This window comes from Rhodococcus sp. ACT016 (genome assembly GCF_050477185.1).
GTDB lineage: Bacteria > Actinomycetota > Actinomycetes > Mycobacteriales > Mycobacteriaceae > Prescottella.
Map to the genome: position 1 here is coordinate 492,815 of NZ_JBEAET010000001.1, position 13,522 is coordinate 506,336.

Here is a 13,522-nt window from a genome sequence, read left to right on the forward strand (position 1 = left end):
AATTGTTCACTGCCCTCGGGGCGGTCGTCGGCACGGGCCGACAGGGGGACGACGCCGTGCCGGACCGGCGATCTCGATCTCTGGTTCTCCCTGGTGCCCGCCGACCTCGACCGCGCCAAGCAACTGTGCGGAGGGTGCGCGATCCGCGTGCGGTGTCTGAGCGAGGCGCTGGATCGGGCCGAGCCGTGGGGTGTGTGGGGCGGCGAAATCCTGCACCGGGGTGTCGTCGTCGCCCGCAAGCGCGCGCGAGGACGTCCGCGGACGACCGCGGCGGTCTGCGGGGCGTCCTAGCGGTACGCGCCCGGGGTGGCGCCGGTCCAGCGTTTGAACGCGCGACGGAACGCGCTCGGTTCGGAGAAACCCAACCGGGCCGACAGTTCGTCGACCGGCTCGCCCCGACGCAGTGCGGCGATCGCCGCGTCGCGCAGCACCTCCTCGCGCAAATGGTTGAGCGACGTCCCCTCCTGCCGCAGCAGTCGGCGCAGGTGCGGCACGCTGATCGACAACATCTCCGCGATCTCGTCCGCCGTGCTGGTCCGCCCCCGGACTCCCATCTCCAGTACGCGGCGTACCTGGGCCGTCGCGGTGCTGTCGTAGTCACGTTCGGAGAGAAGAAGATTCGGGGACTCCCGCAGGTACTCGGCGAGGGTCCGCTCGTCCTGGATGATCGGTGCGCGCAGGATCGCGTTGTCGAACTCGAGCGACGCCACCTGCGCGCCGAACGTCACCGGAACGCCGAAGATCGAGTCGTAGTGCTTCGCGAATCGGGGTTCCGGTTCCGGGTAGGGAATCAGCACCGAGCGCAGCTTCACCCGTCGGCCCACCAGCCACGCGGCGAACCGATGCAGCAGGATCAACTCGAAGTCGGTGACGAGGCGGAACGCCTCGTCGACGAACTCGGGCGCGTACTCGTCGTCGCGCACGTCCACCCGGACCTCGAGGCGCGTCGAGTCCGGGCCGTGGATCAGGGTGAGTGGCGGGACCGACAGCGCCCGAGTCACGTCCGCCATCCGCTCGAGCGCGCTGCCGAGATCGGGACGGTGGATGAGCGTCAAGCAGATCAGCCGGAATGTTCCACGTGGTACGGGTGCCGCACCGATCCCGAACAGTTCGTCGTCGGTGAGCTGCCACGCCGCCTGGGTGAAGGCGGTGACCTGTTCCGGGGTCAGCCGGGCTCGGGGATTGTCGAGGGTGGCGACGTCGATGCCCGAGGCTTCGAGGATTGTCGACAGGTCGGCGCCGGCCGCCTCGGCCAGGTGGAAGGCGCGACGAAGGAAGTCCGACGGAACCGTCGCCAGGCTCACCCGGACACCTCCAGCCGGCGGAGCCGCTCCGCCGCCTCCGTCAAAACCTCGTCGCGCTTGCAGAATGCGAAGCGCACCAGATGATTCCACTGGTCTGGGTGGTCGGTGAACACGCTGACCGGGACCGCGGCCACCCCGATGCGCCCGGGCAGGGTCCGGCAGAACTCGACACCGTCCCGGGTGCCGAGCGCGGTGATGTCGGCGCACAGGAAGTACGTGCCGCCACCGGAGTGCACGCCGAAGCCGGCGTCGCGCAGGGCGCCCGCCAGCAGGTCGCGCTTGCGCTGCAACCCGTTACGCATCTCGACCACCCAGGCCTGCTCGTGCTCGAGCGCGTGCGCGACCGCCGGTTGGAACGGCCCGCCCGCCACGAACGACATGAACTGCTTGGCCGCACGGACCGCATCGACCAGATCGGCCGGGCCGCAGGCCCATCCGGTCTTCCAGCCGGTGACGTTGAACGTCTTCGCGGCGCTCGACACGGTGACCGTGCGTTCGTACATGCCGGGCAGCGACGCCATCGGGGTGTGGGTACGGCCGTCGAACACCAGATGCTCGTACACCTCGTCGCTGAGCACCAGCAGGTCGCGCTCGCAGGCCAACTCCGCCACCGCCGTCAACTCCGCGTCGGTGAGCACGGTACCGGTGGGGTTGTGCGGCGAATTGACCACGAGCATCCGGGTCTTCGGCGTGATCGCAGCTCGCAGGGCGTCGAGGTCGAGCGCGAAGCGGCCGTCGTCACGCACCATCGGCACCGACCGTCGGGTCGCCCCCGCCAGCGCGACCGCCGCGGCGTACGAGTCGTAGTACGGCTCGACGAGCACCACCTCGTCGCCCGGTTCGACGAGCCCGAGGATCGCGGCACTGATCGCCTCGGTCGCCCCGACGGTGACGAGCACCTCGCGGTCCGGGTCGTGCACGATCCCGTATCGCGCGGCCCGGTCCGCCGCGATGGCGCGGCGGAGCACCGGCATCCCGGGCCCCGGCGGGTACTGGTTGAGGCCGTCGGCGATGGCCCGCTGCGCCGTCTCGAGCATCGATGCCGGACCGTCGGTGTCGGGGTATCCCTGACCCAGGTTGATCGCGTCGTGCTCGGTGGCGAGCGCCGTCATCTCGGCGAAGATCGTGGACGCGAACGGTTGCAGTCGCGAGACAGTGCGGGAATGTGGCGCTGCGGGCATTTGTCCAGCGTAGCGGGGGCGTCGACGCCTCACGAACTCGGCCGTGTCACGTTCTCGGGCGCTGCGTCGTCCAACGGGTAGGCGGCGCGCGAACCGTCGCGCCGACGGAGAACGGAGGAAATCATGGCTCGAATTCGTGCGGTGAGCCCGCAGGAGGCCGGCCCGCTGGTGAAGGCTGCGTACTGGTACACCGGCCGGAGGTTCGGCGAGGTTCCCGAACCCTTCGCGGTGCTCGCCAACCATCACAAGCTGTTCACCGTCTCCGCACGACACGAGATGGGGGCACAGAAGGCGTCGACGGTGCTGCCGCCCAACGTCCGGGAGATCGCGGTCTACCGCGTCGCGTGGACCGTCGGCTGCTCGTGGTGCGTCGACTTCGGCACCATGCTGACGCGTCTCGAGGGGCTCGACGTGGACCGGCTGCAGCACATCGGGGAGTACGAGACGTCGCCGCACTACAGCGACGACGAGCGGTCCGCGATCGCCTACGCCGACGCGATGACCGAGACCCCCACCACCGCGACCGACGAGCAGGTGGCCGATCTCGAGCGGCGCTTCGGGCGCGACGGCGTCGTCGAGCTGACCTACCAGATCGCGCTCGAGAACATGCGCTCACGGATGTACTCGGCGCTCGGTATCCACGAACAAGGTTTCAGCTCCGGCGAGGCGTGCCGGGTGCCGTGGGAAACCACGGCGGAGCCTACGGGGGAGCGGAAAGCCTGATCCCGCCGAGCTTTTCGGGGTTCGCGATGTCGTAGGCCGCGCAGACGTGACCGTCGCGGACCGTGAACGCGGTGACCCGCCCCGGGAATCCGGGGTGGGTCGCGTCGCCGGGGGAGCCCTGGCTGAGGAAACCGAGCTGGCCGTTGACCAGCACCGGGGTGGCCGCCAGGAACGCCTCCACGCCGTACCGGTGGGCGAGCCCGAGGAAGAAGCGGGCCGTGTGATCGGCGCCGGTGATGACGTTGACGGCGGTGCGGGTGGTGCCGTTGGCATCGCCGATGGTGATCGCCTGCGGGTGCAGCGCCGCGAGGACCGCGTCGAGGTCGCCGCTCGCCAGTGCCGTGACCAGCCGGGTGACGGCCTCCGCATGTTCGGCGTCCGGGACCGGCGGCGGCGCGTCGGCCACCGCGCGACGGGCCCGCGAGGCGAGCTGTCGGGCCGCCGGGACACTGACCGCCAGGACGTCCGCGATCTCGCCGAACGGGACCGCGAAGCCGTCGTGCAACACGAAGGCGACGCGTTGGTCGGGCGAGAGGGTGTCGAGGACGACCATCGCTGCCATGCGGTTTTCCTCTTGCCGGACAACCGATTCCAGCGGGTCGGGCGTCCGCGACGGAGTCACGTCCGTGACGATCGGCTCGGGCAGCCACTGTCCGATGTAGCGCTCGCGTCGGGACGTCGCCGACCGCAATCGGTCGAGGCAGATGCGACCGACGACCGTCGTCAGCCATGCCCGTAGGTCGCGGATGGCGTCGGCGTCGGTGTCGGCCAGCCGCAGCCACGCCTCCTGTACGGCGTCCTCGGCATCGCTCACGCTGCCGGTGAGTCGGTACGCCGCGGACAGCAGATGGCTCCGATGCTCCTCGAACGAGTCCGTCAAGGTCGCGACACCCATGATCGCGATACTACGGCGGTTAGCGACCGGTGTGCCCGTTCGACGGCGGCGTGGTCAGGGACGCACGGTGAGGATCTGGTTGAGGGTGCCCACCGGTCCGTGCTGGTCGTGGATGACGCTGCTGGTGAGCCCGAGCCCGGTGGGGCCGAACGAGACGCTCGTGTCGAAGCCGACCCACTCGCCGCGCGGTCGGGTGAACAGGTGTGCGGTCAGGTCCACGTTGGGGAACGCGACGTCCTCGGGTCGCGCCCGCACGGCCATCCCGTTGGCGATGTCGAACACGGTGGCCGCCCGCGCGACCGCGCTGATCTCCTCGCCCTCGACCAGGTCGTGGGGTGTGCGCACCCAGTAGGTGGCGCGTCCCGGTTCGGACTCGACCCGGCGGACGTCGGCGGTGGCGATGAACCCGCCGCCCCAGACGGTGGTGGGGTCCCACGCGGGCATCTCGTCGGGCGCCGGAATCCGGGGGAATGCCGATCCGGCGAGTGCCGCGGTGTCGCCCTCGCCCATCAGCCACGCACGCATCCGCACGGCCGGCCGGCCGTCGTGCACGAGTGTGGCTTCGACCAGCTCGATCGTGCGCCCCGGCCGCAGGACCGTCACCGACGTCTCGACCCGGTCGAGGGGGAGCGTGCCGAGGATGTCGTAGGACAGGCGCGCGATCACAAGGCCGTCGTCGCGTCGTCGGTCGCGGTCGCGTTCGACGACGTGTGTCAGCAGCCCGATGGTCGGGGCGATGTGCTGTTCGTCCAGGTTCCAGGCGCCGCTGACGTGCTGCGTCGGGTGGAAGACGTGCTCGCTCTCCCGCTTGAAGTAGGCCACGGCGCCTCCTGCTCGATTCCCGGGACGTCAGTGGACGTCCCGTTCGGACGGTAACACGGAAATTGGACTCAGAGGACGTGTGATCGACTATTGAAACGATTATTCGACCAGTGGGTCGAAGTTTTGGGGCATGGCGCATCGTCGGGGCGTCCAGGGGGCGACGGGCTGGGTCTGGAGGACTGGGGCTAGACGAACAGGCGCAGCACGCACGCGACGACGGCGGCGCGCGCGGCGGCCTTGTCCTCGGTGTCCGGGCGGATCCACACCGCGGACTGGTTGAGGATGCCGTGCAGGCACTGCATCGCGACGTCGATGTCGGGGCACGTGAACTCCCCGTTGGTGACGCCGCGCTCGACCACCTCGCGGAAGACGGCGTCGTGCCGGCGGCGCATCTTCTTCATCGAGTCCTGGATGTCCTGCGGCCAGGGTCGGGGCCAGGAGAAGACGGTGGCCACCTCGGGCGCGGCCTCCGTCAGGATGCGGACCTGCTCGTCGACGAGCGCGCCGAGGAGCGCGGTGGGCGTCGAGTCGTCGACCTCCGCGGCGCGCTCGGCGAGTCGAGCCATGACCTCCTCGGTCAGGACGTCGAGGGCAGCGGCGACGAGTTCGTCCTTGGATCGGAAGTAGTGGTACAGGGTGGCTTTGGCGATGTCGGTCTGTTCGGCGACGTCCTCGAGGTTCATCCCCTGGTAGCCGTTGGTGGACAGGATGCCGATCGCGGTTCGGACGATCTCGGACTTGCGGCGGTCCCGGCGCCGGGCCACCCGGCTCGACCGCGCCGGTGATTCCGATGTGCCGTCCGGGGTGATGACGTCGGAGGTGCGGTCCTGCCTCGGGGCGTTCATCCATCCTCCGTGCACGCCGGTGCGTTTCGCACTCGGCGCCGTCGTGGTCGATCGGTGGTTGTTGCGGAGTCAGCATAGTCAGCGGGCCTACGCGCCGCGGAGCGCCTGCGCGACCGGACATTTGTCCAGTTTGTAAGCCCCGTCACATGCATGTGACCGTCAGTTACATACAGAGGTAGCGTGTTACCTGGGTAACAGCAGGGCGGTTCACGTGATCTCGCCGACATGCGTTTTACGGCGAGCGGTGGAGGGCTGTCGGGGATGAACAAGGTGTCGAAGCTGGCCAAATGGCAGCTCGGTTCGTTCGTGCTGCTGGCGATCCTGAGCATCGTGTTCGTCGGCGGACGCTACGCGCGCCTCGACAACCTCATGGGGTACGGCCAGTTCTCGGTGTTCGTAGACCTGCCGTCGTCGGGCGGCATCTTCACCAACGCGGAGGTCACCTACCGAGGCGTGCCGGTCGGACGGGTGGGAGACCTGGAACTGACCGCCGATGGCGTCCGGGTGGAACTGCTCCTCGACGACGGATCGCCGTCGGTGCCGGCGTCGGCCGCGGCCGTCGTGGCGAACCGGTCGGCGATCGGCGAGCAGTACGTGGACCTGCAGCCGACCACGGACGGCGCCCCGTACCTGGTCGAGGGGTCGGTGATCGCACGGGCGAACACGACCGTCCCGACCCCGGTGGAGGATCTTGTCGCGTCGGTCGACACCTTCGCCCGATCGGTTCCGGCCGACAGCCTGCACATCGCCGCCACCGAACTCGGCAAGGCGTTCGACGGCCAGGGCGACAACCTGCGCACGGTGGTCGACTCGCTGAACGCCTTCGCCCGCGACGCCGCCGAGGCGCTACCGCAGACGCTCGATCTGATCACCGACGGCCGCACCGTGCTCGACACTCAGGCCGACCAGTCGTCGGCGATCCGCTCGTTCAGCAACGACGTCGACGTCCTGGCCGCGCAACTGCGCTCGAGCGACCCCGACATCAGGAAGCTGATCGGAACCGGCACCGCCGCGAGCGACCAGGTGGGTGCGTTGGTGCGGGGCAGCGGGGCGGATCTGACGACGGTGCTGTCGAACACGCGGCAGGTCACCTCGCTGGCGCCGGGACGGGAGCCGTACCTGCAGGCGGCGCTGCAGCTGCTGCCGGCGCTGCCGGTGGCCGCGCGTGCCGTCGCTCCCGGCGACGGCACGATCCACTTCGGCCTCGTCCTCGAGACGAACAACCCCGCCCCGTGCACGCTCGGCTACGAGAGCACGTACCGGACCCTCGGCGAGATGAAGCAGCGCAATCCGGACTTCGACGACAGTCGCGACGACTTCCCGTTCTCCTCCGACGTCCGCTGTCTCGTCCCGCAGGGCAACCCCACCGGCGTCCGCAGCGCCGAGCGCGCCGTGCTCGCCGACCCTGCCGTGCCGCAGCCGTGGGACGACAAGCCAAAGCAGGCCCCGGACGCGGTGAACTTCAATCCGATCGCGAGCCAACTCGCGACGGTCATGGGCGTCGTGCCGTCGAAGTGACGAAGTCGGAGGGCGCGGTGGTCGTGTCGTCCGAAAGTTCGGTGGGCGTCGCGACCGGACGTCCGACAGACCAGGAGCTATGCCGGTTCGTGGAAGATTCTGGGCTGCATGGACTTTCCGTGCATTCTCGCGTCGTGTGCGCCGAAGCCTATACGCTCCAGGTCAATTGACGTTCGCCGCGGAATCGTTCAGGGCAATGTGGATTCGCTCGGAATCGGTGCTGCGAAATCCGCCGAAGTACGAGAGACTGAGGTGACCCCCTGACAGGAGGTCACCTGTATGGAACTCCGATCGAACGGGTCGATGACCGGGCCGATGTCTACCGGTGTCCGGTCAAGCATGTTGCAGGACTTGGAACTTGACAGATCGAATTCTGTCGGCACCGCGCTGTGGTGGGTCGCCCTGATGCTTCTGGTGACCGCGGTGCCGGCATTTGCCTCACTGGTACTGATGGGCTCGGTGACCCTCGCGGTGACGACCGCCCTCCTCACCGTCGGTGGCGTCGGCCTTGCCGCGCTGATGATCTGAGCAGATTCGCCCCCCGCGGTCTGCGGGCGGCGAATCCCATCAATGCAATTCGTCCGGCAACTCGGCCGGATCGAGCAGCACGTACTGCTTGTCCGACGTGCGTACCTTTTCCGCCATCGAGAGGTTCTTGCGCAGCAGGCCCCACTCCACGTCACCGATCTTCGCAGTGGCCTGGGTGAGCACCTTGCTGTCGCGAGTACCCCACGCGATCGGCATGACGCTGACCATCTGCCACGTCTCGCCGTCGTCGCGAGACGTGCGGTCGCCCAGCACCGACACCGAGGGAATCTTGGCGCCCACCGCGTACTCCTTGCCGGGCAGCGCCCGAACGGTGCGCGTCGCGAGGGCGTAGTGCGGCTTCGACGCGTGCGGTTTCGCGATGTCCAGCAGTGCAAGCAGCGTGTAGCCGCGGGGATGGACCTCCGCGACCACCGCGGGGACCAGGTTGCCCTTCGCGTACAGGTCCTCGATGCTGCCGACCTTCCGGGGCGTCCACACGACCATGAACAGCGACATCAACGCGCACAGCGCCAGCACCACACCGAGGATGTACGACCACGGCTGGGCGAGGTAGAACAGCCCCGCCGCGCCGGCGCCCAGGAGGACGGCCATCAGCACCGCCGACCACTGAAGCCGGCGGATGTCGGAGAGCGTCTCGTTGACGGCCTTGGCGTGAGGCTTGTCGACCGGGAACTCGAAGGGTCGCACGGGTGTGAAGTCCTATCCGATGGTCGGGCCGAGCAGGTCGTCGGCGTCGGTGATCCGGTATGCGTAGCCCTGCTCCGCGAGGAAGCGTTGGCGGTGGGCGGCGTACTCGGCGTCGAGCGTGTCCCGAGCGACCACCGAGTAGAAGTGTGCCTGACCGCCGTCGTGCTTGGGACGCAGGAGTCGGCCCAGCCGCTGCGCCTCCTCCTGGCGCGAGCCGAACGTGCCCGACACCTGCACCGCCACCGACGCCTCCGGCAGGTCGATCGAGAAGTTCGCGACCTTGCTCACCACGAGGGTCTGGATCTCGCCGGCCCGGAACTTGTCGAACAGGGCTTCGCGCTCCTTGTTCCGCGTGGAACCCTGGATGACGGGGGCGTCGAGGGCGGCGCCCAACTCCTCGAGCTGATCCAGGTACGCGCCGATGATGAGGGTCGGCGCGTCCGGGTGCCTGTCCAGGATCGACTTCACGACCGCGATCTTGGTGTGCGCCGTCGAGCACAGCTTGTAGCGCTCGTCCGGTTCGGCCGTCGCGTACGCCATCCGCTCGGCGTCGGTCAGCGTCACCCGCACCTCGATGCACTCGGCCGGTGCGATCCAGCCCTGCGCCTCGATGTCCTTCCACGGCGCGTCGTAGCGCTTGGGGCCGATCAGCGAGAACACATCGCCCTCGCGACCGTCCTCGCGGACCAGCGTCGCGGTAAGCCCGAGCCGGCGGCGGGACTGCAGATCCGCGGTCATCCGGAACACCGGCGCGGGCAGCAGGTGCACCTCGTCGTAGATCACCAGGCCCCAGTCGCGGGAGTCGAACAGCTCGAGGTGCTTGTACTCGCCCTTCGACTTGCGGGTGATGACCTGGTACGTCGCGATCGTGACCGGGCGGATCTCCTTCTTCTCACCCGAGTACTCGCCGATCTCGTCCTCGGTGAGCGACGTGCGCGCGATCAGTTCGCGCTTCCACTGCCGGCCCGCGACGGTGTTGGTGACCAGGATCAGCGTCGTCGCCTTCGCCTTGGCCATCGCCGCCGCTCCCACCATCGTCTTACCCGCGCCGCAGGGCAGCACCACGACACCCGAACCGCCGGCCCAGAACGAGTCGGCCGCCATCTCCTGGTAGTCGCGCAGCTGCCAGTGCCCCTCCTCGAACGCGAGGTCGATGGGGTGCGCCTCGCCGTCGATGTAGCCGGCGAGATCCTCGGCCGGCCAGCCGACCTTGAGCAGCAGCTGCTTGAGATGCCCGCGCTCGCTGGGGTGCACGATCACGGTGTCGTCGTCGATCTTCGCGCCGAGCATGGGGGCGATCTTCTTGTGCCGCATCACCTCGGTGAGCACCGCGCGGTCGAGGCTGACCAGCGTGAGGCCGTGCGCCGGGCTCTTCACCAGTTGCAGGCGGCCGTAGCGGGCCATGGTGTCGACGATGTCGACGAGCAGCGGTTGCGGCACCGCGAACCGGGAGAACGAGACCAGGGCGTCGACGACCTGTTCGGCATCGTGCCCGGCCGCGCGGGCGTTCCACAACGCCAGCGGTGTGATCCGGTAGGTGTGGACGTGCTCGGGGGCGCGTTCGAGCTCGGCGAACGGCGCGATCGCCTGCCGCGCCTCGTCGGCACGCTCATGCTCGACCTCGAGCAGCAGGGTTTTGTCGGACTGGACGATCAGCGGGCCGTCGGTCACGTGTGCCTCCTCGCAACGGTAACCAGACCATTGTCCAGACGACGGCGACGTCCCGCCATGCCGAGTGCCTCCCGACACGGCGATCGTGGAGGATTTCCGCCGGGATCGACGGAAATCCTCCACGATCGGGTCAACGCGTGGTGAGTGACTTCTTGGTTTCCATCACGTGCATCAGCGCCTCGGAAATTCCGGCGCGATACCCGACCTCCCTCTCGGTGAGTCCGGCGGTGGTGTCGAGTTCGTTTTCCAGTCTCGCCTGAATTCGGTCCAGTGCGAGCAGGGTCCGCTTCACAGTCGGGTCCTTGTCGTTTTCTGCGCGGTTTTTGTCGTGATGTCGGCATCGATCGTAATTCCGGAATGCTGCGCGCGTTCGTCGAGAACGAATATCTTCGCCGACGTGATTCCGGATCGGTAGCCGGCCGACCGGGGTTCCGGTAGGCCGGCCCCCGGCAGCAGGCGATCGAGTTTGCGGTGCAGGCGGTCCAGGACGTCCGGGGTCGCGGGTGCGACCGGCTCGCGGGTCACGGTGCGTCCGCTCAGTGGCGCTTGCGCTTCTTGATCAACTCGCCCGCGTCGGCGGCGCGCTCCCTTTTTTCCGCACGCTTTTCCTTGATCGACTGTGCGGATTTTTTCAGACTCTTGCCGGGTTTTCGTTCGGCCATTGTCGCTCCTGAATTCGAAGTGGCAATCACTCTTTCGAGACCATAGCCCATTCCCAGGAAAAAGCCAGTCGTGCAGTTAGGAGGGTTTTTGTCAGTCCACCAGCGCGACCGATGTGATCCGATGCAGCGTGAACCGCTTGACCTCGCCGGTCGCCGGGTCCAGCGCGTCGAGCTGCCCGCCGCCGACGCTGATCGGCTCGACGATGCGGTGCGAGGCGATGCCCTGGGCGTCGACGTAGCCGATCGTGACGGCGCGCCGCACCTGGGCCGCGGTCTGCAGCAGCGTCATCGTCGCCGCGGTGGACGCGCGGGTGCCGTCGCTGCGCAGGCCGACCCCGCTCGACGCGGCCGCCCGGTCCCCGGCGCGCAGCGACCGCACCAGCGTCGTGAGCTGCTCGTCGGTGGGCACCGCCGGCACCCGCAGGCGCGGCATCCGGGCGGCGGGCACCCGGGCCCCGCGCGGGCGCAGGTCGACGATCGTGCCGCTCGAGTCCTCGCCGGCCGGGGCGAACCCGGCGGCGCGCAGTTCGGTGAGCACCTCCTTGAGCGGCGCCTGCGAGATCACGACCGTGGGGGCGAGGGCGCGCAGCGCCAGCTGTTCGGCGACCGGGGAGGACAGCACCTCGGCGAGTAGCGCCGGATCTTCGCAGCGGATGAACGACGCCGCGACCCCGGCGCGCAGTCGGCCGTGGCGGCGGGCGACGTCGTCGATGAGGTAGCTCAGCGACTGGGGGACCGGGGTGCGGGACCGGGTCGCGAACAACGTCTGCAGCTCGGACGCGGTGAGCCCCGCGTCGAGCGCCCGCCGGATGCTGGCCTCGCTGATCCGGTACATCGACGCGGCGCCCGCGGACTCGATGTCGGCGACCAGCGTGATCCGCTCGAGCAGTTCGGGGATCAGCGGGCCGGGCGCGACGACGGTGAGATCGGCCTGCACCAGCACGTAGTCGATCGGCTCCGGCAGCGCGGCGTCCATCTCGGCCTCGGGGTCGCCGCCGTGCAGCAGCGCCTTGCCGGGGGAGCTGAGGACGCCGTGGGCCACCAGTCCGAGCGCGCGGGCCTCGTCGAGCGTTCGTTGGACGACGTGCGGCGCCAGCCGACCCGCCCAGCGGGGCCGCCGCCACGCCAGGAGTCGGCCGGCCTCCGTCGCCGACACCTCCCGGCCGCCGGTCTCGGCGAGCAGTTCCAGTAGCAGCCGGCGCTCCTGCAGGGCGCCGGGGGCGCGCACCTCCTCGGACAGCGCGGAGATCGGCTTGTCGGCGGCGTCGCGGCTGCCGACGATCCAGGGGCGCCGCGGCAGCCTCAGCCAGGCGCCGGCGAGCGTCGCCCAGCGGCGGGCGGTTCCGGAGTTGAGCCAGCCGTCGACCGCGACCGTCGGCGCCCAGTAGTCGTCGATGTCGGTCAGCGGCGCCGGATCGGGCGTGCCGCTCGCGATCAGCCCCGCACCGGCGAGCAGTTCGAGCAGCAGCGCGATCCGGGCCTCGTCGACGCCGACGCTCTTCGCCAGCCGCCGCAGTTCGCGGACGCCGAGACCACCGGCCTTGAGCGCGGGCGCCGGGCCGTCGCCGAGAGCGGCCACGAGGTCCTCGCAGTGCCGGACCAGTTCCAGCGTCTCGCCCGCCGCGGTGGCGTTGACGTCCGCGAGCTTCTGCTTGCGCCCGGTCAGCGCCGGCGGCGTCGGGGACGCCGGGTCGAACACGGCCTCGCCGCGCAGCACCTGACCCACCTGCGCCGGCAGCTCGACGGTCTCGGCGTCGATCCAGTGCAGCAGCCCGCGCGCGAGCAAACGTTGGACCGGGCGATCGGGGGAGGTGCCGGGCGCGGCGTCCCGCGTGCGTCCGATCGGGGACGACCGGGCCAGCGTCGTCAGCAGGTCCCGCTCGCTCGGTTCGATCCCGTCGAGCGCCGACCGGATCTCCTCCTCGGTCAACGCGTCGGACTCGGCGTGGAGGCGGCCGATGCGCCACGGGATCGCCTCGGCCGCCGCGCGGGCGAGGCGGAGGCGCTCGTCGTCGCCCCACACCAGCGCGAGGGCACGCAGCCGGGCCAGGGCCTTGTCGATCGTCTTCGTGGGGACGCGGTCGGCGAAGGCGTCGTCGAGGTGGCGGCGGGACACCGGCATCTGGTCGGCCTGTTCCAGCGCCAGCACCTCGAGCAGGCCGAACTCCAGGGTGTTCAGGGTGTCGGCGGCGCGCATCACCGAGGCGCGCTGTTCGGCCCGTCCGGCCAGCACCGCGCACGTCGCGGGCGGGGGAACGGCCAGGTCTGGGCGCAACCGCAGCAGCTCGGTGAGCTCGACGTCCTTGCGGTCGGCCAGCCAGCCGGTCAGGGTCGGTGTCACCACGGTGTCGGCGGTTTCGCGGGCGCCCTCGGAGCCATGAGTGGAGGTCATCCCTTATGAGATTAGTGACCTGGGCTGTACCGCGGCGTCCGCTCCTGCCAAGATGGGCGCGTGGCTAACAATTCGAAGAAGCGCTATGTCGATCCAGGGTGGCCGGAAGTCGCGGACGGAGATCACGCGGTGACCGAGCTGTCGTCCAGCCGTGCGGGCAACCTCTCGCCGTTCGGCGAGGAGACGGAGTTCCCGCTTCCGGTGGATTCTCTGCCCTACGTGCACCCGCACACCGTGATCAACCGCTGACGCACATACGACGAAGAGGGCCCC

General features: G+C 69.4%; 16 protein-coding genes. 5 read left to right on the plus strand and 11 right to left on the minus strand.

The annotated features are described in order from the left end of the window. The first annotated feature begins 9 nt into the window (after positions 1–9). On the plus strand, positions 10–291 hold the full coding sequence (locus tag ACQ5DX_RS02335; protein ID WP_430335521.1) for a WhiB family transcriptional regulator: 282 nt from the start codon (positions 10–12) through the stop codon (positions 289–291). On the opposite strand, the gene ACQ5DX_RS02340 is transcribed toward ACQ5DX_RS02335, so the two are convergent. Further along, on the minus strand, positions 288–1,304 hold the full coding sequence (locus ACQ5DX_RS02340) for an AraC family transcriptional regulator (RefSeq protein WP_430331084.1): 1,017 nt from the start codon (positions 1,302–1,304) through the stop codon (positions 288–290). The genes ACQ5DX_RS02335 and ACQ5DX_RS02340 overlap by 4 nt on opposite strands. Further along, the gene (locus ACQ5DX_RS02345; protein ID WP_430331085.1) at positions 1,301–2,485 is read right to left on the minus strand and encodes a pyridoxal phosphate-dependent aminotransferase; all 1,185 of its coding nucleotides are present in this window, start codon (positions 2,483–2,485) and stop codon (positions 1,301–1,303) included. The genes ACQ5DX_RS02340 and ACQ5DX_RS02345 overlap by 4 nt, the downstream gene beginning before the upstream one ends. Before the next feature lie 123 nt (positions 2,486–2,608). Here ACQ5DX_RS02345 and ACQ5DX_RS02350 point away from each other — a divergent pair, with 123 nt between their 5' ends. Next, entirely contained in the window at positions 2,609–3,208 is a 600-nt protein-coding gene (locus ACQ5DX_RS02350; RefSeq protein WP_430331086.1) for a carboxymuconolactone decarboxylase family protein, read from the plus strand. Here the strand turns inward: ACQ5DX_RS02350 and ACQ5DX_RS02355 are convergent. The 3 genes from ACQ5DX_RS02355 to ACQ5DX_RS02365 form a co-directional block, all read right to left on the minus strand. Further along, positions 3,186–4,103, minus strand: coding sequence for a sigma-70 family RNA polymerase sigma factor (locus ACQ5DX_RS02355; protein ID WP_430331087.1), 918 nt, complete (start codon positions 4,101–4,103; stop codon positions 3,186–3,188). The genes ACQ5DX_RS02350 and ACQ5DX_RS02355 overlap by 23 nt on opposite strands. A gap of 54 nt (positions 4,104–4,157) precedes the next feature. Continuing rightward, the gene (locus tag ACQ5DX_RS02360; protein ID WP_430331088.1) at positions 4,158–4,925 is read right to left on the minus strand and encodes a thioesterase family protein; all 768 of its coding nucleotides are present in this window, start codon (positions 4,923–4,925) and stop codon (positions 4,158–4,160) included. Positions 4,926–5,110: 185 nt separating this feature from the next. Beyond that, a complete protein-coding gene (locus tag ACQ5DX_RS02365) occupies positions 5,111–5,770 on the minus strand; it encodes a TetR/AcrR family transcriptional regulator (RefSeq protein WP_430331089.1) in 660 nt (219 codons plus the stop codon). Positions 5,771–6,031: 261 nt separating this feature from the next. Here ACQ5DX_RS02365 and ACQ5DX_RS02370 point away from each other — a divergent pair, with 261 nt between their 5' ends. Further along, positions 6,032–7,288 (plus strand): MCE family protein, encoded by a 1,257-nt coding sequence (locus ACQ5DX_RS02370; protein ID WP_430331090.1) that lies wholly within the window; start codon positions 6,032–6,034, stop codon positions 7,286–7,288. 351 nt (positions 7,289–7,639) lie between these two features. Further along, positions 7,640–7,816: a hypothetical protein gene (locus ACQ5DX_RS02375; protein ID WP_430331091.1), complete on the plus strand. Its 177-nt coding sequence runs from the start codon at positions 7,640–7,642 to the stop codon at positions 7,814–7,816. Positions 7,817–7,855: 39 nt separating this feature from the next. Here ACQ5DX_RS02375 and ACQ5DX_RS02380 read toward each other — a convergent pair whose 3' ends face one another. The 6 genes from ACQ5DX_RS02380 to ACQ5DX_RS02405 form a co-directional block, all read right to left on the minus strand. Then, a complete protein-coding gene (locus ACQ5DX_RS02380; protein ID WP_430331092.1) occupies positions 7,856–8,524 on the minus strand; it encodes a DUF3239 domain-containing protein in 669 nt (222 codons plus the stop codon). A gap of 12 nt (positions 8,525–8,536) precedes the next feature. Then, positions 8,537–10,195 carry a DNA repair helicase XPB gene (locus ACQ5DX_RS02385; protein ID WP_430331093.1) on the minus strand — a complete coding sequence of 553 codons (1,659 nt, stop codon included), beginning with the start codon at positions 10,193–10,195 and terminating at the stop codon, positions 8,537–8,539. A gap of 130 nt (positions 10,196–10,325) precedes the next feature. Beyond that, complete coding sequence (locus ACQ5DX_RS02390) at positions 10,326–10,487, minus strand: hypothetical protein (protein WP_430331094.1); 162 nt, start codon at positions 10,485–10,487, stop codon at positions 10,326–10,328. Next, on the minus strand, positions 10,484–10,720 hold the full coding sequence (locus tag ACQ5DX_RS02395; RefSeq protein ID WP_430331095.1) for a hypothetical protein: 237 nt from the start codon (positions 10,718–10,720) through the stop codon (positions 10,484–10,486). The genes ACQ5DX_RS02390 and ACQ5DX_RS02395 overlap by 4 nt, the downstream gene beginning before the upstream one ends. A gap of 11 nt (positions 10,721–10,731) precedes the next feature. Next, positions 10,732–10,857: a hypothetical protein gene (locus tag ACQ5DX_RS02400; RefSeq protein WP_430331096.1), complete on the minus strand. Its 126-nt coding sequence runs from the start codon at positions 10,855–10,857 to the stop codon at positions 10,732–10,734. A 91-nt stretch (positions 10,858–10,948) separates the two neighbouring features. Then, positions 10,949–13,249 (minus strand): helicase-associated domain-containing protein, encoded by a 2,301-nt coding sequence (locus ACQ5DX_RS02405; protein ID WP_430331097.1) that lies wholly within the window; start codon positions 13,247–13,249, stop codon positions 10,949–10,951. Between the two features lie 60 nt (positions 13,250–13,309). Between ACQ5DX_RS02405 and ACQ5DX_RS02410 the strand changes: the two genes are divergently transcribed. Beyond that, positions 13,310–13,498 carry a hypothetical protein gene (locus tag ACQ5DX_RS02410; RefSeq protein WP_430331098.1) on the plus strand — a complete coding sequence of 63 codons (189 nt, stop codon included), beginning with the start codon at positions 13,310–13,312 and terminating at the stop codon, positions 13,496–13,498. Positions 13,499–13,522 lie beyond the last annotated feature (24 nt).